The sequence below is a fragment of the Leeuwenhoekiella parthenopeia genome, assembly GCF_020782115.1.
Taxonomy (GTDB): domain Bacteria; phylum Bacteroidota; class Bacteroidia; order Flavobacteriales; family Flavobacteriaceae; genus Leeuwenhoekiella; species Leeuwenhoekiella parthenopeia.
Map to the genome: position 1 here is coordinate 319,102 of NZ_JAJGMW010000001.1, position 25,024 is coordinate 344,125.

General features: G+C 38.8%; 16 protein-coding genes. 7 read left to right on the forward strand and 9 right to left on the reverse strand.

Features of this window, described 5'->3' with window-relative positions; translation table 11 throughout:
• Window positions 1-45 precede the first annotated feature (45 nt).
• The 3 genes from LLW17_RS18830 to LLW17_RS01035 all read right to left on the reverse strand — a co-directional run bounded on the left by LLW17_RS18830 (window position 46) and on the right by LLW17_RS01035 (window position 4,379).
• The gene (locus LLW17_RS18830; protein WP_262908914.1) at window positions 46-174 is read right to left on the reverse strand and encodes a hypothetical protein; all 129 of its coding nucleotides are present in this window, start codon (window positions 172-174) and stop codon (window positions 46-48) included.
• Between the two features lie 61 nt (window positions 175-235).
• Window positions 236-1,936, reverse strand: coding sequence for a helix-turn-helix domain-containing protein (locus tag LLW17_RS01030; RefSeq protein ID WP_228228410.1), 1,701 nt, complete (start codon window positions 1,934-1,936; stop codon window positions 236-238).
• Window positions 1,937-1,949: 13 nt separating this feature from the next.
• A complete protein-coding gene (locus LLW17_RS01035; protein WP_228228411.1) occupies window positions 1,950-4,379 on the reverse strand; it encodes a bifunctional aminotransferase class I/II-fold pyridoxal phosphate-dependent enzyme/GNAT family N-acetyltransferase in 2,430 nt (809 codons plus the stop codon).
• 218 nt (window positions 4,380-4,597) lie between these two features.
• Between LLW17_RS01035 and LLW17_RS01040 the strand changes: the two genes are divergently transcribed.
• The 4 genes from LLW17_RS01040 to LLW17_RS01055 all read left to right on the forward strand — a co-directional run bounded on the left by LLW17_RS01040 (window position 4,598) and on the right by LLW17_RS01055 (window position 6,836).
• Window positions 4,598-4,978: a DUF7793 family protein gene (locus LLW17_RS01040; protein WP_228228412.1), complete on the forward strand. Its 381-nt coding sequence runs from the start codon at window positions 4,598-4,600 to the stop codon at window positions 4,976-4,978.
• Window positions 4,979-5,021: 43 nt separating this feature from the next.
• Complete coding sequence (locus LLW17_RS01045; RefSeq protein ID WP_228228413.1) at window positions 5,022-5,969, forward strand: helix-turn-helix domain-containing protein; 948 nt, start codon at window positions 5,022-5,024, stop codon at window positions 5,967-5,969.
• Window positions 5,970-6,037: 68 nt separating this feature from the next.
• Entirely contained in the window at window positions 6,038-6,475 is a 438-nt protein-coding gene (locus LLW17_RS01050) for a MauE/DoxX family redox-associated membrane protein (protein WP_228228414.1), read from the forward strand.
• Between the two features lie 82 nt (window positions 6,476-6,557).
• A complete protein-coding gene (locus LLW17_RS01055) occupies window positions 6,558-6,836 on the forward strand; it encodes a DUF6520 family protein (RefSeq protein WP_228228415.1) in 279 nt (92 codons plus the stop codon).
• A gap of 60 nt (window positions 6,837-6,896) precedes the next feature.
• Here LLW17_RS01055 and LLW17_RS01060 read toward each other — a convergent pair whose 3' ends face one another.
• Genes LLW17_RS01060 through LLW17_RS01070 form a run of 3 tightly spaced genes read right to left on the reverse strand, consistent with a single transcriptional unit; the run spans window position 6,897 to window position 14,104 of the window.
• Window positions 6,897-9,719 (reverse strand): M16 family metallopeptidase, encoded by a 2,823-nt coding sequence (locus tag LLW17_RS01060; RefSeq protein ID WP_228228416.1) that lies wholly within the window; start codon window positions 9,717-9,719, stop codon window positions 6,897-6,899.
• Window positions 9,706-11,100 (reverse strand): RagB/SusD family nutrient uptake outer membrane protein, encoded by a 1,395-nt coding sequence (locus LLW17_RS01065; protein WP_228228417.1) that lies wholly within the window; start codon window positions 11,098-11,100, stop codon window positions 9,706-9,708. The genes LLW17_RS01060 and LLW17_RS01065 overlap by 14 nt, the downstream gene beginning before the upstream one ends.
• Window positions 11,101-11,104: 4 nt before the next feature.
• A complete protein-coding gene (locus tag LLW17_RS01070; protein WP_228228418.1) occupies window positions 11,105-14,104 on the reverse strand; it encodes a SusC/RagA family TonB-linked outer membrane protein in 3,000 nt (999 codons plus the stop codon).
• Window positions 14,105-16,440: 2,336 nt separating this feature from the next.
• Between LLW17_RS01070 and LLW17_RS01075 the strand changes: the two genes are divergently transcribed.
• Window positions 16,441-16,746 carry a hypothetical protein gene (locus LLW17_RS01075; protein WP_228228419.1) on the forward strand — a complete coding sequence of 102 codons (306 nt, stop codon included), beginning with the start codon at window positions 16,441-16,443 and terminating at the stop codon, window positions 16,744-16,746.
• 40 nt (window positions 16,747-16,786) lie between these two features.
• Here the strand turns inward: LLW17_RS01075 and LLW17_RS01080 are convergent, their stop codons facing one another.
• The 3 genes from LLW17_RS01080 to LLW17_RS01090 are packed head-to-tail and all read right to left on the reverse strand — an operon-like array spanning window position 16,787 to window position 20,574.
• Window positions 16,787-17,590 (reverse strand): retron system putative HNH endonuclease, encoded by an 804-nt coding sequence (locus LLW17_RS01080; protein WP_228228420.1) that lies wholly within the window; start codon window positions 17,588-17,590, stop codon window positions 16,787-16,789.
• A complete protein-coding gene (locus LLW17_RS01085; protein WP_228228421.1) occupies window positions 17,577-19,376 on the reverse strand; it encodes an AAA family ATPase in 1,800 nt (599 codons plus the stop codon). The genes LLW17_RS01080 and LLW17_RS01085 overlap by 14 nt, the downstream gene beginning before the upstream one ends.
• Window position 19,377: 1 nt before the next feature.
• On the reverse strand, window positions 19,378-20,574 hold the full coding sequence (locus LLW17_RS01090) for a DNA adenine methylase (protein WP_228228422.1): 1,197 nt from the start codon (window positions 20,572-20,574) through the stop codon (window positions 19,378-19,380).
• A 546-nt stretch (window positions 20,575-21,120) separates the two neighbouring features.
• Here LLW17_RS01090 and LLW17_RS01095 point away from each other — a divergent pair.
• Window positions 21,121-22,830: a DUF262 domain-containing protein gene (locus LLW17_RS01095; protein ID WP_228228423.1), complete on the forward strand. Its 1,710-nt coding sequence runs from the start codon at window positions 21,121-21,123 to the stop codon at window positions 22,828-22,830.
• Window positions 22,831-22,835: 5 nt separating this feature from the next.
• Window positions 22,836-24,812, forward strand: coding sequence for a DUF262 domain-containing protein (locus tag LLW17_RS01100; protein ID WP_228228424.1), 1,977 nt, complete (start codon window positions 22,836-22,838; stop codon window positions 24,810-24,812).
• Window positions 24,813-25,024: the final 212 nt, after the last annotated feature.

Sequence of the window (25,024 nt, forward strand, 5' to 3'; positions counted from 1 at the left end):
TGGGTGTTAAAGCCCCGGTAGCTCCGGGGCTGATTAAAACTAAATTTAAAGACCGTGCTTCGGTCGTTTTAGCTTGTCCCTGCGAATGGGACCTTTGTCTGCAAATCCACCTAAGATGGCCTGAGGATTTTTAATCCTGAATTTCTCAAAGGCTTTTAAATTGGGTTGTTTCATAATACAAGGTATTTAATTAATAGTAATTGTTAATCAATAATTCTACTTAAGTAAATAGTATTCAGCTTTCTACAGATCGCAATTGCTTTAAATAGTTTGATGGTTTCTCCCCTACTTTTCGCTCAAAAGCTTTAGAAAAGGAGTAAGCGCGCTTAAAACCAACCTCTTCTCCCAAAGCCTGGATCTTGTAAAACTGAAGTTGTGGATCATCCTCCAGCTTTTTGAGTAGGTGTTGTACCCGTAATTCATTGATATAATTGGAAAAGTTGACTCCTTTAACCTCATTGATTACCCGTGAGAGATAGGCTGAGTTGGTATTCAGATTTTTGGCAAGTCCGAAAAGGCTTAACTCAGGATCTAGAAAGGCTTCCCCCTCTTCAAACTTTTGCAATCGGTGCAGCAATACGGTTTTAATCTCTTCGGTAAGAACCGGCTCCGTTACTTCTTCATCGTTACTGATTTTTTTTGCTACCAAAGACGTTGCTGCTTGAGATAAATTGGTTTGTTTGTGCTTGAAGCTGTAGTTTATATATAACCCAGCAGCTAAAACTACGAGCACCAATAAACTGTACCCCAGAATTTGTTTTCGATACTTCTTTTGTAGCGCTCGCCTTGCAGAATTTACTTCTTCCAGAAGTCTGGGTTTTACTACCTGATTGAGATAGCTGTCAGTTACAAATAGCTTGTTAGCGTTGATGACTGAATCAACCGCTAATGCCCTGCGTGTATAATACAGCTCCTTGTCTGGATTCTGCGTGTTCTTGTTATAATCAATCAGATAATTATAGACTCCTTTAAGCTCCGGATATACTTCCTGATTTAGCGTGTAAACCGAATCGATCTTTTTAAAATAATCGTAAGCTAAAGCGGTCTGAGCATTCCTTTTAGCGATTTGTCCCAGATAGTAATAGGAAACCGAGACCACAGAAAGGTCCTCCGAGATTGCCGGTAAAGCCTCCTTTAAAAGCCGTTCCGCATTTTCAAAATGACCTAGATAGTATTCATTGACCCCGTTGGAATGCAGAAAATCATAAAAGAATAGCCGGTCGGGAGTACTCAAGGTTTTGTTCAATCCGATTTCGATAAGTCGGTCTGCCTCTTCATACTCTTCCGCGCGCTGATAAGCCAGTTGCAGATTATGCAGGGTGATTAAATAATCTTCCTGATATTCGGTTTCAAAATCAGGCCGTGATTGTAGATAAGCGATATGATTCTCATAGATTTCAATAGCCTTACTATAATTACCCCATCGATTTTGAAAGGCTCCTAAAGCCTGACTGATCTCAATCTCCTGTTCTCGATTTCGATTCAATCGGGCCAAATCATAAGCTTTATAATAGGCTTTTAACGATTTAACATAAGCTCCGCTTTCGTAATAATAATAGCCCTTTAGCATATAACCCAATGCAGGATAGGTATAATCCCCACAGTTTTGGGAATACAGAATGACACTGTCTGCGTAGCTTAAATTGGTTTCGGTATCGTATAAACGGGCAGCGAAATCAAAAGCCCGTGCCACTTCAAAACTGTCTTTGGCCAATCGGGCTTTATAGAGATAGGCTTCCGCAATCAGCCTTTGCTGCCGGAAGGCTACGGCTTCATCATCATAAGCCGCTCTCAGTTCTGGGATGCTCAAACCTTTAAGATAGTTTCGGTAGTAGCTGGCATGCACATCGGGGTGGTGTAACTTTTCGGTATCAGCTACTCCCTGCTGCGGAAAACCAAGTGTACAAATCCATATCCAAATCCCAAATGACGACATGCTTTCAAATGTATTAGCTTAATTTATCAGTAGCTCCCTGTAAAACCCCCAGTGATTCCAGCTTGTAATTATCCCTGACCTGAACATAACTCACATTTTCAATAACTTCTGCTCCCAGTTTCCGCTTCTCAAAACCGGCGGTCATTCCAAAATCGATACGTTTCATCCCCAATTCCTTCGCTCTTAAAATCGTGTGATAAAGCAATTGCCTGTAGACCCCATATTCGTTGACATATTCATAATCGAGACCAATTAGATTCGGCACGTAGGTTTTACCCGATTTATAGCAAAACATTACACCTAAGATCAATCGGTATTTGTCGTCGTCATCATTACAGAGTACAATGAATTCATATGCACTATGGGCGTTCATATTCTGGAATAGCTGAAAGGGATAGGTGAAGGTATTGAGGCCCAAATTGGCTTTTTTAACCTTCTTATATAATTTATAACAGCGTCTTAATTCCACCCGATTTAATGAAGGGCGTATTTGAACATCAACGTGCTCTTGAAAAGTTGCGATATCCTTTCTAAAATGGGCGCGTGACTTTTTACTAAGACTGCTTATAAAATCAGCACTGCTCTCCCAGTCAAATTGTTCAAACCGGGCAGATTCGGGCATATCCATACGCACAAAGCCCTGTAAATTAAAATGTTTATGCAAAGGGTTGTCTTTCCTAAAATCACGAAGCACAATCATTTCAGCCTGAAACTCCCGTTCGAGATCTTCCAGTACACGGAAAAACACGTTTAAAGCTTCCAGCCAATCGGTATGATCAAAATCAATATATAGATGATCGCCTTCGGTGATAAGCGATCCCAGACTCAAGACCCTGGAGGTTAAATGATAGGGATTCCTCTTACGTTCTTTTTCCAGATATGCAGATACCTCTTTTTTAGAAAAGATATCATCTTTCCACAGCGCACACGTAAGATAAGTCATGAGTACAGGCTCCTGATTGTGTAGAATAACTACATACCGAAACTCCCAGTTGTTTTCCTGCTTTTCATTTCCACTAAAGGATTCTTCCAATAATCTAAGACCCTCCCAATCGTATATGCTCTTCCCTCCCATATAGGTATTCCACAGTTCCTTATCGATCTTTGTTATGCTTGATTCCAGGCTGACCTGAAACCTGCCAGAATATTTTGAGGCATCCAGAGTATCAGATGCCTTAGCCTCGGGTAGTTTAAAAGCCCTGCGCACCCGTTGCAGGGAAGTTTGCGTATGCTCGAGCGCCAGCTTGTAGTTTATGGACAAGGCGTCCACCAGGCCGGTTATATCCTCAAGTTCGTTATGGGTAGAAATGGTGATGCGTACTCCGGTATTCTTAACAGGTACTGCCGGAAAAATACCCAGATTGGTGTAAAATCCATCCTGCATCATCAGTTTAACCAGTTCATAACCCGTGGCGGGTGTTCCCGTGCCAATAAAATGTACCGGGGAATCATTGTGATCGATTAGTGGCAAATCGGTCTGGGACAGCAACCTGTTAAAATGGCTTATCCGGTTTTGCAAATCCTGCTGCCGCTCATAAATCTCATCCGATAAATGAATTTTTGAAGAAGCGATTGCTGCGGCCACCGAAGCCGGTTCCAATTGTGCGGAAAAAGTAAGCGGACCTCCAAAGTTCTTAATCCGGGAATACAATTTGCGATCTGTAGTAACCACAGTAGCCCCGCTTGCTCCAAAGGTTTTGCTTAAGGTACCTATTAGCAAGACCTGTTTGGGCAATTCCTTGAGCACACTCATTACATACCCGCTACCGTGCTTACCCTTCCAACTCATGCCGTGAACATCGTCGAAATACAGATGCAATTGCGGGTATTTCTTAACCAGACCCATCAGTTCGTCAATAGGTGCAAAATCCCCGTACATGGAATATACCCCATCTGCGAGGTACCAAACCTTCTCTGCTCGTTGCCCCAACTCCCGGAGTTTTTCCTCCAGCATATTCAGGTTATTATGCCTGATCATCTCTACCGGGATGCCGCGCGATTTCAATACCTCTGTAGCGTGATGTACACTCCAATGCACCTGATGATCCAGAATTACCGCATCTTCATCTCGTACCGCTGCCGGTAGTACGGCCAGATGCCCCAGGGTACTGTTTTTGGTAATAATTACCGGGGTATTATAAATAGCAGCCATTTGCTGCTCAAGTTCTTCATACAGCGGATGCGAGATGTAAGATTTGGAAAGTGGAAACTGAGTCCCACAGTCCCGAATAGCCTGAATGGCTGCTTCTTTTAGGCGGGGATCCTGCTCAAGCCCTAGATAACCGGTGGTACCAAAGTGATAGTGTTTTGTCCCATCAATCTCCATATACCTGCCACTAAGGGTACTACCGCTGGCATACAAATGAAGTACCCCTTCTTCTTTGGCGCGTACCATCACATCGTCAACCGAATCCAAAAAATTATTGTGCTTAATCTTTGCCATAAGAAGATAGATTTTAAATTTGTTATTGAAGCTAGATAATTATTTCCTAGCCTCTATTCTTTCCCCCTACGCAAAGCGCTTTTTATCCCTTAGAGACAACTTTTAATCCCTTAAAGGCAATTAGTTGACTCCAAAAGCCTGTAAAGGATCATAAAATCCCTTAGAGACAAGTAATTATATGAGTTGAACATATTATTTATATTAATTTGGTGCGGATTATGATTATGCACAATTTTTTAGAAACCGATTATGCCAGGATGCGAATTGCAGATTCCATCCTGTTTTTTGAGTACAAGCCTACCCAGATACGAGGTATCGAGCTTGCCAGACGTATTGTGTCAGATCGCATTCAATTTCAAAATGGACGCGCATATCCCGTATTATGCGATGCCAGTAAGCTTCTGGATGCAGACACCATCGCAAGGAACTTTTTTGCCTATGAAGGCACGTTGCTGACTAAAGCAATTAGCTTTTTGGTACAGCCTATTCACAATAAAGCCCGGGCAGAGTTTTTTGTCCAATCTAATACACATCTGGTCCCTACCGGAATTTTTACCAACGAAGAACAAGCACTAGACTTTTTAAAGTCTTATATCTAAGTAACGCTATGACCTTTAGTGTAATGAATAAATTAATACCGGTATGGAAACAGAATTTAATACTAATGACGACGAAAGAATCTCCCTAATTAAGAAAATGATTATTGAGATGGGAAGGGGTAACTTAAATTACCGTATTCCTACCACTACAAATGATGATGAGATTGAAGCCATCACGGTCCTGATCAATATGCTGGCCGACAAGCTCTCCGAATATTTTGAAAACCTCTATCTGATACAAAGCAGAAAAACCTATGAACATCTTATTGACATAGGTTTTGTATTGGATGAGGATTATAATATTCAAGGGGTCACATCCTCTTACAAGGACTATATTCCGATTAAAAAATCCCGCCTGATTGGTATGCAGTTTAAAGAACTCCTGGATAAGGAATCTCAGGATCTTTGGTCTAAGGCTATTGCAGAGATCAACAAGTTCCCCAAAAAATTAAATTTAAATTTAAAAGGTAAAAAGAAGCTTAAACAACCGATCACGTTCTTTTTGAATGAATTATATCCCAAAGAATCCAAGTCTAAATTTTTATTGACCGGCGTACGTACTGTAAATATCAGGGAGCACCTGGACAGTATGTATTCTGAATCTGAAGGAGAAAATCACTATAAAAATTTCCTTGATCTTTCGGATTCGGTTTTAAAAAATGAAGAGGATATCAGCATCATCAAACAGATTCACGCCCACATTGAAAAGAATATCTCTGAATCTCTGGGATCCTTACAAGAACTTGCTCACGAGTTTGGAACCAATGAGTTCAAACTAAAAAACGGATTTAAGGAACTTTATGGAATCACGGTATTTAAATTTCAAATGGAAGAACGCCTCAATTATGCCAAAACTTTGGTAGAATCCTCTTCCATCCCTTTAAAATCTATTGCAGTCATGATGGGTTTTAAAACCTCTTCTCATTTTTCACGCTCCTTTAAAAATCACTTCGGTAGCACTCCCCGGGAATTGAGGAAAGCGGGGAATTAATCCCTTAGAGGTAAATCATTATCCAAAATTGTCAAGTATTCTTTCGGAACTTGCAGTAAAGTTCTGATATGCAAACCTTAAAGTCTTACACTACGAGTATCTACCTGGGTATATGTCTGGCGCTTAGCCTGCTCTGGATGTATGCAGCTACGGCTAAAATCCTCGAGTTTGACCAGTTTAAAATACAGATGAGTCAGGTAAGCTTTCTAAAACCGATGGCCGACATTCTGGTATGGTTCATTCCACTTTTGGAATATTTTCTGGCTGCTCTTCTACTGGTATCCAAAACACGCCGGCTCGCGTTAATGGGTTCTGCAGTATTGATGAGCGTATTTACGGTATATATAGGCGGGATGATCAGTTTTAGTCCGGAACTGCCCTGCTCATGTGGTGGGATTATCAATCACCTCACCTGGCAGCAGCATCTGATATTTAACCTGTTTTTTACTGGCTTGGCTTATTGGGGCTGTTACCGTTTTAAACACTTTAAAATAAACAACATTTAAAATATGAATCGTGTGCACGACGATTAGGGAGAGCCGAAAACCTTCGAATTCGAGTAGGCATAATCTTTTAATACTTTTTATTATGAAAAAGTCTAAAATAATGATCCCGGTGATGACACTGGGGCTGGCAGTAGGCCTGGCTTTTGCCAATACCGCAAACCAGTCAAATGGATGGATTGACCTGGATGGTACTCCTACACAATTGAGCAACGACCCTTGTACGGGTACTAGCCAAAATTGTTCAGTGCGTTTTGAGGAAGATCCACAGCAACGGAATTTTGAAGTCTATACGGATATGTCATTGACTACCCGTAAAGCAAGTGGTGTTGATACACCCTATTTGATTCCGGGTACTCCTTAATCCGATAGGATTAAACCCGGTAAAATGCCTCCCCATAGCCGCTTCTATGGGGAGGTTATTTTAATTACTAACTTCAGGGACTCCCTTACCCATAAAAATATACCGATGTTCAGGCACCAGTTTTTCCTGTATAAAAGACTGAATATCCCCAGGACTTACAACTTCTAAATAAGCTCTAACCGCTTCCGGATCGGGCAGTTGCAAATCCCATTTATAATAGCGATATCCTTTATCTATAATGGATTTACCCGTAATTCCCATTAAATAAAATCTACTTTTAATCGCATTTAATTCGCTCTCAGATATAGGATGTTCTTTAAACCAGGATACCAACTCCTCCACATCGCTTATCAGCATCTGTTCCATCCCGACAACCGTTGGCAATGTAATTACCAAATTGCCGCGTTGCATATCTATATTCGAATTAGAAACGACGTGTACAATATAAAGGCCTCTTTTTTTAACATGACGCAGTTCCCATAAGCGGTTATTAATTACTTCCCGCATCAGTTTTAAGTTAACCTGTGCTTTCCAGTCATCCCGGGCTATAGGATAGGAATATTGTAATCTAAGGTTCAGATCGGAAGGCAGTATACCGGGAATTCTAAACGTCTTCTTTAAAGGTCCTTTAGGTAAATAACTTACAACTTTTTCTTCCCGTTTTACCTGATTTTCAGATACCCGCAGATTACCCAAATAGGTTTCCAAAAGCGGTATGACTTCTGTTTCGCTAAAATCTCCACTCAGCAGAAACAAAAACTCCTGAGGATGTTGAAATAAGCTTTGATAAATTTCCTTCAATTCAGTCATAGTAGATAGCTGTACCGCCTTATAACGTTCCTCAGCTGTTAAACCAGGATTTACTTCCTTAAGATCATTCTTACTAAGTACGGTTAAATCGTGTTCCTCCCTCCCGTAAGGGGGGTTCTTGTAAAATAAGAATTCATCCTCCTTCCAATAGGTAAAGGCTTCGGGATCCTCCCGGGGTGCAGACAAATACAAATGAGCCAGTTGTAACAAAGCTTCAAGACGCTCGGCCGGGGCCTGCAGTTTTATACCGGATTCTTCCTGGTTTACATACAAGGCTCTGCCGTAAATCATTCCCAGATCGGTAAGCATGCGTTGCATTTCAAAATGGGTATAAGCACCCGCCCCCGAGGTATGTACCCACTCCGGTACAAGCTGGGCTCTTATAAAGTCCTCTTTATTCAGGTTACTGGCACCTACATTGCGGAAGCCATGTAATTTTAGTGGAGCACCCTCCTGAGGGTAAAGTACGACCCGCGCTCCATTAGCAAGTTGTATTAGTTGTCCTCCTAAAGTATCATTACCCAAATCTCTAGAAGGAACACGAGGCAACCGGGCAAGGAGCGAATCGGATATCAACTTCGTTTTCAGCTCCTCATTTGCCTCCGTACCTACCCCCAGTTTAGCCTGATCCAGCCAACTGCGGAACTCAGCCTCATTTAAATTTAATACAGCGGCACCTTTGGGGGCCAAAATCCCAATATCCTGAGGCCCGTCTCTTAAAAAGGCTTTGAGTTCCGAATTTACAGTATCATACGAGAGCCCATTTAACCAGCGCTTCTTTAAAGCAAGCTGATCAAATTCCAAAGATTCCTCTGCCAGCATCCGTTGATCATAAGTACTCAATACCGCTCCCAAAGTATTGTTATCCCTTTGATCAATAGCGTTTAATTCCCTTTGCCGGTATTTCTGATAAGCAGCCTGATCAACACCCTGTTTCTTAAGCTGATTAAGGGCGGTTGCCACTTCCTCCACTGCTCCCCGTTCCCTTCCTGTAAAAGTTTTTAGTTTCAGTCCCAGTGCAGGAAGTTCGCCAGATTTATCAACACCAAGTGTGTAGTGCAGATCATAAGTCGTAGGTATTTGAGGTAGCTGATCTCCAATAAGCGCATACAACATTTCATACATCCACTTTTGCTGTAAAGCTTTAGGTTCTGCTTTTGGAGGGATCCGGTTACGCCAGTATAAATCGATTTTCGTTTCGGAGAGCTCCTGTTCATCAGTTTCAAGCTGTTCCAATTGTATAAATTGGTTGGGGCGTTGTAAATACTCCATTTTTGGATAAACCAGTTTTTTAGCAGGAGTAGCTTTTAATTTTCCAAAATAGTCTTCAATATCCTGCGCTGCCTGATCCAGATCGGTAATAGGCCCCACCATCATCAGGGTAGCCCGCTGGGGATGATACCAGTCGTTATAAAAGGAGGATACGGCATCCCTATTAAAACCTTTAACGTGATCAAAATAGTGTTCCGGTCGTACAGCCGGAGCATAAACTTTTGAAAGGTTCCAGAACAGGCGCTCTTCATCGTATCCTAAATGACCATTTCTATGTATGTACTCCTGATAAAAACTGCCGTGTTCCGCTGCTAGATTTTCAGGAGTCGGTTTTAAACTTCCTCCAATGATTCGGCTTAGCAAATCCAACTCTGCAGTATAGATTTCAGAACCTACTGTATCAAAAAGGAAAAGGTAGCAGGTATGTCTTACATTGGTATATCCCTGCCAGGGATATTTTCCGCTACGAACAGCCTCCAGTAAAGCACCGCCTTTGGCTGTTGCTTCATCCAAATAAATTGCAAAGGGCAAATGCTCCAGATAATGGGCCAGGTGCGTTTGTCCTTCCTGTTCCATTTCATAACCCGTATTTACATATAAATTCATAGATACGTTTTGTCCCTCCCAGGCTGCTTTAGAATGGATCAAATACCGCATCCCGTTATCCAGGGTTCCGCTACGAATACCGGTTTCTATGGTATCTGCTTCGGTTTGCCCATACATAAAAGGACTGTATACCAGAAAACAGATCCATACCAGGCTAAAGAAATTTAATGATTTTAAACGTTTAATATCCTGCATTTTGAGTGAGATTAGGGTTTTTTAATAATTCGGCTTCAGGAATTGGGTATAGCAAATCGGTTTCAGAGACTCCTTCCAGTACCTCCAAAGCCTTTCCGGTGCGCTTTAAATCCAGCCAGCGATGCCCCCATTCGCTAAAAAGTTCGTAATAGCGCTGCTGCATCACCTCTTCTAACAGCTGTTCCTGGGTAATTGCCGTGGTATAAACCAAAGGCTGCAGATCGGCACGCTCCCGTATAACATTCAGGTCAGCTACCGCCGCTTCCAGTTTGCCCTGCCGGGTACGGGCCTCTGCCCGTATCAGGTACTGCTCTGCAAGGCGTATTACCATGGAGTATTCGGTATAGTTAGAACCTGTAGCGTTGTATTGAATCTTGTATTTATAGGGATAATAGTAGGTTTCACTACTGCTGCTAAAACTCCCAATCCAGTTGTCCCGGCGCAGATCCCCGGCCTCTAGGTCTGTTATAAACGTTTCGTTCAGACTGACCGGGCTCCCGGTTGGGGTAATGCGAATCAGCAGATTGCCATCCCGGGTATGCGTAAACGTGCCTCCCCAGCCTTCCGGTGACACCTGCCAGAGTGCTTCCGGGCTGTTGGCTAAAAACACGGTATTTAAATCATCAGGCAACTCATACAGATCCGTTGCGGCCAGTACTTCACTGCTGTAGGTTTCCGCCTGCTCCCAGTTTTCCAGATACAGATGTACCCGCGCCAACAAACCCAAAGCCGTAAAACGATTCGCCTGGGTACGATCATTATCAGGGTAGCCGGTATCCAATAGTTCGGCTGCCCGGTTTAAATCTTCCAAAATCAGATCGTAAACCTCAGTTTGTGGACTTCGGGCTTTTAAGGCATTAACGGTATAATCGGTTTGGGTGACTAAAGGCACATCCCCGTATAAATTGGTCAGGTAGAAATACGCAAACGCCCGTATAAATCGGGATTCCCCTTCCAAAGCAGCACGGGTTTCCCGACTTAAACCACTGTTATCTACAACCCCCTCCAGAATCGCATTACACATATAAATCGTGTTGTAAGCGCCAGACCATAAGGCCAGATTCAGGCTGTTGGTTGCTTCCGGTTGATGCGCTGCAAAGGCTTCCATCTCAGGTACCGCATTGGTTACGGTATAGGTATCAGCAGAGAGCCCGCCTAAAAAACTGACACTTTGGTTCCCTCCTGCTGCAAAGGCCGTATTAAACAACTGAATGTACACCCCATCCATCGCCTCACGTGCGGTGGCATCATCGCTAAACACCGTCACACTGGTGATACGGTCATTGGGTACGTCTACCTCTACAAAAGATTCACAGGCGTATAGGAACAACAGCACCGGTAAGCATAGCAGGTGTAGATGGTAATTTCTAAAATGTTTCATATCGTTAAAAATTAAGTTTAAGCCCCGCAGTTAGCGTGCGTAAAGCGGGTAAGGTGGTTCCGGGGGACTGAGGGTCTAATCCGCGGTATGAAGTCAGAGTTAACAGGTTTTGCCCTTGCAAGAACAAGATGCACGAGTTTATTCCTAGTTTTTCAGTAGGGAGCTCATAGTTAAGCCCAAGCGTTCGCAGTCTTAAAAAAGAGGTATTGGTATAAATGCCGTCACTGGTCTGAAATCTGAAATAAGTTCGTAAGGCATCCAGTCCCTGAGAGAGTTTTTGAAACGATGCCATATCTCCCGGACTTTGCCAGCGCCGTTCGTAATCTTCCTGCAGTATAGGGCCCAATCTGCCGGGAACTCCTGAGGAATAATACTGCTGGCCGTCCTGTACGACGAACTCCCATAAAAAATCCAGGCTCACCCGCCCATAGCTAAACTGGTTACGAAACCCGCCAAAGAGCGTTCGGTTAAGATCTTTAACCACCACGCGGTCATCGAAATTATACACCCCATCTTCATTGACATCCACAAACGTGTACAACCCCGTCTCGGGGTCTACCCCGGTATGGTCATAGAGAAACTGAATGTTAAGGGACTCCCCTACTTTGTAGGTATTGGCATACGAACTCTCTTCTATTCCGGGAAAAGACACCAGGCGGTTTTGAGGAATACTCACATTCAGCGAAGCCTGCCAGCTAAAGCGCCCTGAGTTTAGATTTGTGGAGGCTTCAAACTCCCAACCGGTATTTTCAACGGTAGCATCCAGATTGGCCTGTACACTGGTAAAACCCGTGATAGCAGGCAGGTTATAGCCCACCAGCTGATTGGAAGAGCGATTGCGATACCAACTCGTATTCAGACGTAATTGATCCTTCAGGAAACCCAGTTCTAAAGCCAATTCCAGTTTGCGGTTGCGCTCCCACGAATAAATGGGGTTCGTGAGTTGGGTGGGATACAAACCTCCCCCTCCCGGGGTGGTCGAATAGGTATCGAGGTAACCGTAATCCCCTATTTGATCGCTTCCGGCTGAACCATAACTGCCGCGCAATTTGGTAAACGATAAAAAGGGCTTTAGACCTTGCATCCAGCTTTCTTCACTCAAAATCCACGCTCCACCAACAGCCCCAAAACTGGCAAAACGCCGGGACGGACCAAAACGGCTGCTGCCGTCCCGTCTTCCGGTTAGATTCAAATAGTATTTACGGGCGTAATTAAGACCGATACGCCCAAAAGCTGCTGCATAGGCATATTCACTTGTGCTGTTATCGGCCACCACCACCTGCTCTGCAGCTGCGAGATTTCCCAGTAACTGATCGTTGGAATACCCAATACCCACTATATTAAGCGTTGAGCCCTGGCGATGCTGAAAGGTACTCCCTAACAGAGCATCCAGATTAAACTTCCCCCAGGTATTGCGGTAATTGAGTTGCGGTTCCACAATCCAGGATTGGCGCCCTGCACTAAGATGTATGGAGCGTGAGCGTGCATTCGCCCAAAGAGCGGGATTATAAAACCGGATGGGTTGCTCGGTGACCTCCTCACTAGTTAGCAGGGTATAGCCGGTATTTAACCGTGCTTCCAGTTGTGGGGTTATGGCATAGTTTAAACTCAGGTTGCTAATAAGCTGCTGCACCCGGGCTTCACTCTCCCGGTATAAAGTGGCAAGCGGGTTATTCCAACTCGAGTCTTCCCAGTTTAACGCTCCGTCATCGGAGTATAATGCCGGTGCATTAGGCGCCAGAGATAGGGCGGTACTTACAAAGCTGCTCCCGTCAAACTGCCGGTTGTTGTCACTGCCAAAGGAGGTGCTCAATTGCAACTTAAAACGCTCGTCACTGCTGCGGTGATTGAGGCTCAGGTTTGCAGTGAGTTTGGTATACTTAAAATCACCAGGAAACACCGAAGTCTCACGTTGATAGCCCACACCCAGGTTGTAATACGTACGTTCGCTCCCACCACTCACGCCCAGATTCACTCCGGTGGTTTCCGCAGTCCCCCCAAAAAGAGTCTCCTGCCAGTCTGTATAGCGGTCCGGGTCCCACAAAAGCAAATCTGGGGAATTCGATTCCGTAGGGGTTGTGCCGTCATTGGCAAAGGCTTCCTGCCTTAGGCTGATGTAATCAGCTGTGGTAACCAAATCCAGTTTGCGGGGTACCACACCGGCACCGGTATAGATCTGTGCGTTAAACCGGGTTTTTTGCTTCCCGCCTGTACCTTGTTTGGTGGTGATCAGGATTACGCCATTGGCCCCACGCGAACCGTATATCGCGGTAGCATCGGCATCTTTAAGCACTTCGATGCTTTCAATATTCGCAGGGTTCAAGGTATTGAGTGGGTCTATCCCTCCCAGGTTAGGTGATGTAAGCCCGCTTGAACTATTAAGTGGTGCGCTGTCTATAGGTACGCCATCTATGATATACAGCGGCAGATTTCCCGAATTCCCGAAGCCGCTGCGCAGACTATTCTGACCACGGATTTGAATACTGGGCGCATTACCTGGCACCCCACTGCGCTGCACGATAGAGACCCCTGCCATCCGGCCTTGCAGGGCGGCTAGCGGATTGGTCACCGGCTGCCGCTCGATTTCTTCGGCGGTCACCCGGGCGATACTCCCCGTTTGCTCCCGGCGTGTGGTATTGTAATACCCGGCATTGATGGTGACTTCGCCTAGGTCTGTGATGTCCTGTTGCAGGGTGATAGTAAACCTGGTTTGATTCCCTACCGGCAACAATAAGGTCTTAAACCCGATATAGCTGATACGCAACGTATCCTGAGGCGAGGCCACCAGTTCAAAGTTCCCGTCCAGATCGGTCTGGGTACCGGTATTCGTGTTTGTAAGGGAAATACTTACCCCGGGGATGGGGTTGTCATTCGTGTCGGTAACGCTTCCCGTTACCCGTGATTGTAAGGGTGAGGCACTGGCCCACAGGGCACTCAGGCTCATAAAAAGGCATAATAGCCCCGGCAACGCAGCCCCCGTAAGGCGCGTAGTCTTATTTTTCATAACTTCGTCGTGTTAATTAAACAATTAATTTGTTTAAGCTCACGCCTTCCCCACCTGATACCACTCTTAGGGGAAGGTCTGGAGCTTAAAAGCTTCTCTTCTTCACAGACCGCAAGGTCTGCAGCTCTTTTTTATTATGGCTAATTCAAACGGTCTATAGCAATGTTCTAAGTTTGCTTCTTAAACTTTCTTTTTCTCAGTATAGCAGGATGTTTCCGTTGTCCTCATCCCCAACCCTTCTTCCCCGGTTCAGAATAGTCCCGGAGCTCTACAAATCCACTTAATGAGATTTGCGGGATCCGAACTCTAAAAGAAAGAATGAGTTAAGAGAATAATCCTATCCTCATCCCCCCGCCCTTCTCCCACTGGAGAAGGGAGCCTATCCCTAACTGGAAAGTTGCTTTAAGATTAAGGAATATCATTCTTTATCCTTCTTTTTCTTCAGTATAGCAAGAAGGACCCGTTAAAAATTTTCGAAGCCTTGGAGAAAATTTAGGGGACTTCTTGCGGTTTTCGCCCTGAGGCGAAAAATACCTAAGAAAAAGTGTCCTTTCTTTTGTTACTTTTCTTTGGACAATCAAAGAAAAGTAAGGAACACTCAATAGAACCTCTAAACATTCAAATCCAAATGATTATCCTTAAACAGTCTATTCCCATTAAAAAAATTCTCAAGCTTAAGAAAACAAACAAAACATCTTATAAAACCTTCGCTAATTCACCGGTGTGCTTAAACCTACCCGGTATAAGCCCAGGCCGCCTGCACAATGCAAACCGGCGTTACCCACCCACAACAGGTTACCTCGTAGGGAGATACCCCATAACCCACGGGTGCATTAGCGGATTATGACGTGTACCCGTAAACACGTGCTTCATACAATAAATTTATTTTTAATGGTTTATGTATTGTTTTAAGTTTCAATTATAGTGGTGTTATTCAATCGAGATTCTTACTTCTATGCTTGATTCCTTTCTTTTGCCTTGATGCAAAAGAAACAAAAGATCAAGGCTCACAAGACGGTATCTAAATTTATCGTTTGCTGCACTGCATGCGCTTAACTCGGCCGCTCTGGCGGCCTCAAACAAAACCGCCTGCTACGTTCCGCTCACTTCAAATTTTACGATACCTTCTTGTAGGCCGTATTTGAAATTGAAACTAAGAATAGCATTCTTTAAATCCCCCTCGGTTCAGAATAGTCCTGGAGCTCTACAAATCCATCTAATAAGATTTGTGGGATTCGAACTATAGAAAAAAGATTCTTACTTCTATGCTTGTTACTGTTCTTTTGTCTTGATACAAAAGAACCAATCCCGAAGCGTCGGGACAAGGCTCACAAGACGGTATCTAAATTTATCGTTCGCTGCACTGCATTGTTTCTAACTAAAACAGCCCAACGCGGCAAGCTGGCTCATTCGCTAGAATAGTCCACCGGACTATTCTTTAACGCTCTGCCCTAAATTTGACGATACCTTCTTGTAGGCCATTTCCAAAATTGGTACTAAGAATATCATTCTTTAGTGTCCTTTTTCTTCAGTATAGTAAGAAGGACCCGTTAAAAATTTTCGAAGCCTTGGAAAAAATTTAGGGGACTTCTTGCGGTTTTCGCCCTGAGGCGAAAAATACCTAAGAAATGTGCCCAATCTAAATGATCCTACAGAACTCCAATTACTATAGGCACATTCTATCTGTCCAAAACCAATAAGCGATACAGATTAAAAAGTGTCCTTTCTTTTGTTACTTTTCTTTGGACAATGCAAATCGACGATAGGAGATTCACGAGCTTCAAAACCAATAAGCTACAGCGAGCTAAAGAAAATGAACAAAACATGCTATAGTACCTAAAAATCTCCTCAGATCAAGCTAATGCTATCGTGAAAAACAAATACAACACCTCGTATATACCATAGGCAAAATCACTTTAAAAAATTAAACACCTCACCCTGTGCGGGATGTTGACCATTTTGGCCTAAATTAATGTAGGGGGAGTTTAGGGGTGCGAAGCTTTATATAGAGAAGAAAACGACTTTGAAGAAATAAGTTGAAGTTTTGCAAAACCTTAAAACAAAAAAGGTGCGAGGGCTCAACTTATCGACTTGGGGTACTGGTATACCTACGTACAATAAGCGGCACACTCACACCCGGGTTGTGAGCATCCCTGCTTATCCTCTCGTACGTATTAAATTACCAGTTTTCAAGTCGAGATTCAAAGCGAATGCTTCTAATATGTTACTTTCAGAAGTTTCGCAAATATATAATTATGAAGTAAATATAAAGAAAAACTTTTTATATAGCACGACCGTGCTGTAAATAATTTTAAAATGTCTTTTCTTTTGTAGAGATGTCAGATAATAATTCTAATAAGGAAAATAGGCGAGTTTATAACGTTGACAAATTCGTTTGCAAGTTTATTAGAGAAAATTGGTTTTCTGGTCTTCTTGATGAAAAGCCAAAAAAAATCGCTGATGAATTTGGTATTCATTATCATACAGTTGAAAAAATAATGACACGACCAGAAGGATATCATATCCCACTCTACACTCTAAGTACAATATGCTTCTATAAAGGAGTTAAACTCTCTCAATTCTTCAAAGAAGTGGAGCGGTTGTATGGAAGTAAATTAGATGATACTTATGATACTAAGTAATTTTACCTAAAATTATTTTCTTTCAATTCTTACTATTTTCTCAATTCATTTCTTTTATAAAATTATTTAACCACATATTTTCAATAGCAAATCTCCTAAACGCCAAAAAAGGTAGCTCTTCATCTCTAGAATCATTGATGAATTTAGAAACGATCATTTTTATACAAAGTAATCGTTCATTTGAATCAGAAATAAGCATTGCACTACAAATATCTCTTTTAAATACATTTAAAATCTTTCGCCTATCATCATTTAAATACTTTCTATCAATTTGACATTTAGCAATAGTATATTTAAATCGCTCATCTTGTGATTCTATCCTTCCTGATATTTGAAACCTAATTAATCCAGACGGGTCTGTTACCTCAGGATTTACCAGTTTAGGTTTTTCAATTGCATCATATTTACTAGAGCTCAAATTAATTAAACGAATATTAGCTTCAGTATTCTTAAAAGATATTCTTGTATTACCTATGGGTAAATCAAAATGGGTACCTTTATATCCATTACAAGTTGGACAAGCCATAATTAAATTATCCCATGAAAAAGCTAGCCAATAATAGATTTTTTTGGGTCTATAATGCTCTACGTTATATCGTTCCATTTTTTGTTCACAGTAAGCGCATTTATATTTATAAATAGCAATAAGTGAATCACGAACATCGTCTAATTTGTATCTCTCACTATACTTATCATTATATGTTTTATTTTTTATAATGTCCATTCGCTTCTGATGAGTAGTAAAAGTAGTTTGAGGGATTTGGCCCGTCTTTAAAAATAAATCGTTAAAAGCAGGAATTAATGAAATTGGTACTTCTTCTAAGTTTTTTTTAATTTTTATCATTTTTATTTAAATCCTCTTTTAATATTTCCTCAATAATATTATCTATTTCTTCGTCTTTAAAAAATTCTTTTCCCTCAGCCTTTTGTTTATTTAATTCATTTTCAAGCACTTTATTTATCCGATATATTAGATAAGTTTCACTGGTATCTGCAAAATCATTATCTTCATTCATTCTAGAATCAGAAAGCCCAAATAATTGAGAAGTCAAAAGGGTATTTATCATTAAATGATCTAGGTTTTTCCTGAAATATGGATCACTAACTTTTGTTTCTCCAGTTTTTAAATCTCTGAATACCCTATAAATTATAGCTTCTTCAGATGCCCCCTGAATTATAGTAGGACTATGAGTAGTGAAAATAAATTGAATGTTAGGAAAAACCTTACGCAATTTTCCGATTAATACTCGTTGCCATTTAGGGTGTAAGTGAAGGTCGATTTCATCAACAAGAACTACGCCACTAGAATTAGTTATGGATTCACTCGACTTCATATTCTTAGATAATCTGAATATTAAGTCACACACAAATATAATTACCCCTTTATAGCCTTCAGACAATTGATAAAACGATATTGGCCGTGCTCCCTTTTCTGTGAATTCTACTCTATCAGTATATACTTTAATTATAACCTCTCTTTCCAGTAATTCATTTAGCATTTTTTCTAAGCCATTAATAGAAAGTCCCAATAAAAATGAATCATCAGTATAACCCGGAGATTCATTTGATTTTTCTAATTCTATTGCTTTTTGGCGAGAAAGCCAAGTAACTGGATTGAGGAGAGTTTGGTCTTCATCAAATAAAGACATAAATCCTAACTCTTCTGCTTCATCAGTTGAAAAACGGCCACGATGGGTGCCATATGCAAACACATTATCTAAAAAGGTATTATTTCCTATACCATATTGTTTATTTATGTTATCAAAACCTAAGGGAGAAAATTTCTGATTTTCTTTAATGATATTAATTACCCTAGCAATATTTTCTATATTATTAACTCCATTTATGAAGTTCATTCTAAAAGTCAAATAAAGAGCCATTAAAATCAGAGATTTTCCATCTCCATTTTCACCTAGAAAATATATCTCTTTTGAATTTTCAAACTTTAAGTTAACCTCTTTTATAGAATAAAAATCTCTTATCTGAACATTTTTTATATATTTAGCGCCCTCACCAATAGAATAAATTGGACTTCCTTCTAACCATCTTTGGAGCTCTTCGCGAGATAAACCAACAGCTTTATTAAATTTATTATCAAAACAAAATTTATAAAACTCTATGTCTTTTAAATCTTTTGATCTACTTACTCTACTGATCCTTTCTTTTAGTACATTTTTAAATAATTTACCTACATCCCCATTTTTAAATAATAATGAAAAATCATATGGAACTCGATTTTCTCTTCTATAGTTGGATAATGAAGCACCAGATTCTACTAAAGCACTTCTAATGTTAGTATAAATTTTACCTTTAGAAATAATAAATACACCTCCCATTTTAACATTGGAAAATTTATCGGCAAACATTTCAATTATATCTCCATGTGTGAATAGCACACTTAATAGAGCAAATAATTTTTTTTCATTCGGATATTTTTGAATATCTATCCAATGATTTGGAATAGGATCTGTTAGTTTATTTATTCCCAGAAAAGATCGTAAAATAGGTTCATCAATAACAATTTCCTTAGCCAAGTATGCCTTTATCTTTTCGACACTTGAAATAACATCCATGACCAAGACTATATCATACTTTGTCCACGAGGTTTTCACATTATTAAATGCACACATATTAATTATATTTAAATAATATGATATATTCTTTTACATCTTGAGATCTTTGTTCACTTCTACCCATATTACTGTGCACATGATCTTTGATAAGTACTTCTGTTTTATAATTGGTAAAACTATTGTTAGCAACATTAAGTATTGTATCTAAACTTATCATACCAGTATCCGAGTAACTTAAAACAAGATTTGCCTTCTTTGAAAAAGCTCCTTCGAACAATAACTTAAAAGCTTTATTTACAGTAGTTTTTTTACAAAAAGGAGATTGATGTCTATCTTCTCTATATCTTCCTTTAAATTTAATAGAGGGATAATCGTATTTTACTAGAGTTTCGAGAGCATGATAAAATCGTGAATAATGCACGGATTGATAAGGAGGATCTGCGTAAATAATTGAGCCTTCATCTATAATCCGCAAACAATCCGTATAGTCTAAAGTTGTAACTCGAAACTCATTTGAGTTTCCATTTACTGTTTTAATTAGCTCTTTAAACTTTTTTTGAAAATACGGCCACAATTCCCTATTTCTATAGCTTAAAATATCTTTCATATTATCTTCAGTCACATCTCTATATTGTGCATAATGGCCTGTACTTTGTGATACATAGGACATTGCAAATATTAGAGAGGAAAGAATTGGATAATATTGTGGCTTAGATTTATATAACTCTGCAACAGCTCTTATTGAATCAATCCAAACACATTGATTGTATGACCAATATGTACCTGAATAGTATTTTGTAAACAAATGAAAACCAAAATCAAAATTATTATTTATTAAGGTTTGCTGTTTTTTTTCTAATAACTCAAGGTCACTAAATGAATCTATGTTAGAATAGTCAAAATTATGGTAAGGAAATTTATTTTTAAATTCGTCTACGAAATGTAATACCTTCTCTTTTATTTCAACTAGACAGGAAATAGATATTTGTCCTTTCAAATTACGCAAATAGGTATTAGACATAATAGACGAATATTCCTGAACATCGTTTGCATGAACCTTATATTTATCTTTTAAGGAGCCCCCTACTACACCAGTACCACTAAATAAATCACATAGCCATTCACTATCAGAATCAATGGATTCAATAGAATTTATAACGAAATCAATTATTTCACGCTTTGACCCCATATACTTCAATAAATGGGGGACTTTTTTAAATTCTTCTGATTTTACTACCGAAATAGTTTCGCTCATTTTAACTTTTTTACAAAAAGTTAAAGGTAAGTTCTATAAATTATATATTGGACTTATATCTCTTAAAGATATACAGAATATTCTAACATTAATACGACTGTTAAAAATATTCTTTCTAAACCAATATAAAATATCATAGTTGCCGGGCGATTTTAAGGCACAATGGAAAAACCAATGTTATGACTTGCCCGTATCCCTCGTTCCCGCGAGTCTGTGACTGGTGGCCCACTATTGTAAGCCACGCTTAAGAAAAAAGTGGCATTTATAGGGTAATGATCTCTTCGAGTTTCGTTACGGTCTCCTTCAAGAGGGCTTCGGTAAAAGGGGGAGTTTCTCGAACAAAAACCAAAGGAAACTGAAAACAGAATAATAAAGAGGTGTTCTAAGGGGGTTATTCCCCTTTTTTTAATTTTAATCAAAGGGATTACAGGATTCTGTAGACTACTTCAAAGACAAAAGTCTATTTTTATAGATCCAACTCTAAAGTGTTGATATTCTCTATATTTTGAAGGGATATGTACGTATTAAGTGTTTAAATAATGAGTTGTGGATAATGCCCAAAATGAAACTGAAATGGATAATATATTAGAGTTAAAAACGATAAGTGAACTTCAAGAATTCAATTTCTTCATACCATCATACCAAAGAGGTTATAGATGGAGTCCTAAAGAAGTTGTGGAGTTATTAAATGATATTTCAAATTTCACACCTAGATTAATAGATGAGCATAGTGATGAAAAAACTTGGTATTGTCTTCAACCAATTGTTGTAAAGAAACTTGAGCATGACAAATATGAAGTAATAGATGGACAACAAAGACTTACAACTATATACTTGATACTCTATTACTTAAATCAAGACTTTGTTGAGAAAAAAAGAGATAAGTTATTTCAATTAGATTACCAAACGAGGAGTGGTTCAAAAGTCTTTTTAAGCCGATTAGAAGACGGTATCGATAACAATTCGAATATTGACTATTATTATATCTCAAATGCTTTCAGGGCAATTACTGAATGGTTTGAAAACAAAGGAAGTTTAAATTTTGACACAGGTGATTTTCGCTCAAAATTTAAATTTAACTCTAAAGTCATCTGGTATTTAAGTAATGAGACTGATTCTATTTCAATTTTCACAAGAATTAATATTGGAAAGATTCCATTAACAAATTCTGAATTAATAAAAGCACTTTTTCTTAATAGTTCAAATTTTAAAAATCAGGAAAATAAGCTCAGGTTACGGCAATTAGAAATCGCAACTGAATGGGATAACATTGAAAGCTCATTACAAAATGACAAATTTTGGTTCTTTTTAAATCAAAACTACGTTGCGACAAACAGAATAGAATTCATTTTCAACTTAATGAATGAAGACCCAGACCCTAATGACAATTATGATACTTTTAGATATTTCAGTAAGAAATTTTCAAAAGGTAGTAATGAAGAGTTGACACAAAACTGGAATGAAGTAAAAAGGTATTTTCAACGATTTAGTGAATGGTTTAATGAAAGGGAACTTTATCATAAAATTGGTTTTCTAATTAGCACAGAATCTACAAGTATCAAAGAACTTTATAACAAGTCTGATGACATAAGTAAATCTGAGTTTAAGGACTATTTAGATAAACTTATCAAGAAGGATCTAAAAAATGTTGACATCAATGAACTTCAATACTCTGACGGAAATGAGGTTAGAAAAATACTTTTGCTTTACAATATCCTAACTATGCTAGCCAGTTCAAAAGACAACTCCTACTTTCCCTTCGACTTATATAAAAATGAAAAATGGGATATTGAACATATTACCTCTGTCAAGGATAAATTACCTGAAAAAAATAAAAAGCAATGGATTGATGATGCTATTGTATTTATTGGTAATGAAAGTAAAATAGAAAAGGGTCTAAGAAAAAAGATAAACAATTGGAAAGAAGAAGATGACGAAGGATTTAAATCTTTATTCGAGGAAGTTATTACATATTTTAATTCTGAGTTAAGAGAGGATGATGACATTAATGATTTGTCAAACCTTACATTGCTAGATGCTGGAACAAACAGAAGCTACAAAAATGCAGTGTTTCCCTTCAAGAGAAAAACAATTATAAATCGTGATAAGGAAGGCGTTTTTATTCCTATCTGCACAAAGAATGTTTTTTTAAAATATTTTAGTGAATATCCTCCCAAAATTTCATTTTGGTCCCAAGAAGACCGTGAAAATTACGAGAATGATTTGAATAAAGTATTAAATTCTTACTTATCTTAAATTCTATGCAAAACGAAAAGTATAAAGGTAAAATCTTCAGTTTTTATGAACTACTTGCATCAACTAAAATCGAAATCCCTATCATCCAGCGTGATTATGCACAAGGAAGAAAAGATAAAAAGAAAATAAGACAGAATTTTTTAGAGGCTTTGTATGAAAGCATTGACAAAGAAGAAAAAATAATGCTTGACTTCGTTTATGGTAGTAATACAGACGATTCATTTCAACCATTAGATGGACAACAAAGATTAACAACTCTATTTCTTTTACATTGGTACGCAGCACAAAAAGATAATAAGTTAGTCGATGAAAAAAACATCTTAATAAAGTTCACATATGAAACAAGAATTTCTTCGCGAGATTTTTGCAATTCCTTAATCGATAACAGTTTTAACTTATCAAGAGACATATCTCCGAGTGAAGTCATCATCGATTCACCTTGGTTTTATTTATCATGGAAGAATGACCCTACAATTGATGCAATGCTTAGAACAATAGACGATATTCATCATCAATTCTATAACATACCTAATCTTTGGTATAAATTAACCTCTAAAGAATTTGATTTAATACAATTTTATCACGTTGAATTAGAAAATATTGGCTTAACCGATGATCTCTACATCAAAATGAATGCTAGAGGGAAATTGCTTTCAACATTTGAAAACTTTAAAGCTGGATTTGAGAAAAGAATTAGAGATGAAAAATGGGAGTCATATTCGGACTTCACAAAATCATTTGCGTTTAGGATAGATACTGCTTGGACGGATTTATTTTGGAAGCATTTCAGAAAAGATAATACAGTTGATGCTTCGTTTGTAAACTTCATTTCTACCCTATTAATGGTTAGACAATCCGTTGAAAGAAATAAAAAAACAGAAGAAAGATTGAGAATCATCTCAAAGTTACAAGAGGATTCAAATAATATATCTCCAAAACTTTTTTCACTTGATGATTTCCAATATCTAGTTGAATGTCTTAACCTTATAAATGATCACTTTATTGAAATAGAAGCAATTAAATTCAACTTTCCACTTTTTAGACATGAACCAAAAGAAAGTTTAGTAAAAACTATTACTCTTGAATCAGATGCCTCATATACTCAGAAGGTACTTCTATTTGCTCAACTAGAGTATTTCAGAAAAGTAAAAAATGTAGATACTCAAAAATACCTGGAATGGATGAGGGTAGTAAGAAACATTGTTTCTCGAGGTGACATAGAAAAAAGCGGTAAGAGACCAGACATCGTAAGGAGTCCTGCAACATTTGATGGAGTTATTTATTTAATATCTGAATTGTCAAAAGGTTGTAACGATATTTATGGCCATTTGTCAGAAATTAGAAATCTAAATTCAACATTTGCCAAAGAACAAGTTGAAGAGGAGAAATTTAAAGCTAAAATCATTTTCAAAAACCCTGACACTAAAAAAACACTTTTTGAGTTAGAGGATACAGACTTACTAAGGGGAAGAATTGATTTTATTTTTTACTGTTTAGATATTAACAAACAACAAGACAATATTGACACTAAATTTTTAGAAGAAATTAAAACAGTATTCTTAAGCAACTTAAGTTCTGACGCATGCTTAACAAATGATTTAAGAAGAGCTTTATTGACTATATCGGTTAATGGTAGATATGAATTTTATCACTACTGGTGGTCATTTTGGAATGTTGTAGATAGTGATAAGAGAAGATTGATAGACAAATATCGTGAGATTGAATATTTGATTCATTCTGAATTTAGCGAATATTTCAAAATTTTAATTCATAAACTTAAAACCAACAATTTGAAGGAAATAGCTGATAATTTTAATCCTGAAAACAATTTCCCTAATTGGAAACTGAGATTAATTAAGGAAGAAAAATTATTAAACGAGAATAGTTCAAACTATATAGCTATCCCTCAAGATAATAGTTATTGTTATTTATTAAAAAGTAAAAGACCCAGAGATAAAAAAGGGTGTATAAAAATTGAGTAAAAACTCCAAGCTCCCGCCAGTCTGTGACCGGTGGCGTGGTAAACTAAGCCGAAGTATAAATAGCTAAACTTTAAAAGAGAAAGATTGAGCATCCCCCAAAAATTAGGACAGTAATTTAAGTTCCAAAATAACTTTAAATTTACTGTTTTATGACACGAAGAAAATTCACACCCAAGTTCAAGACCAAAGTGGTTTTAGAAGCTCTCAAAGAG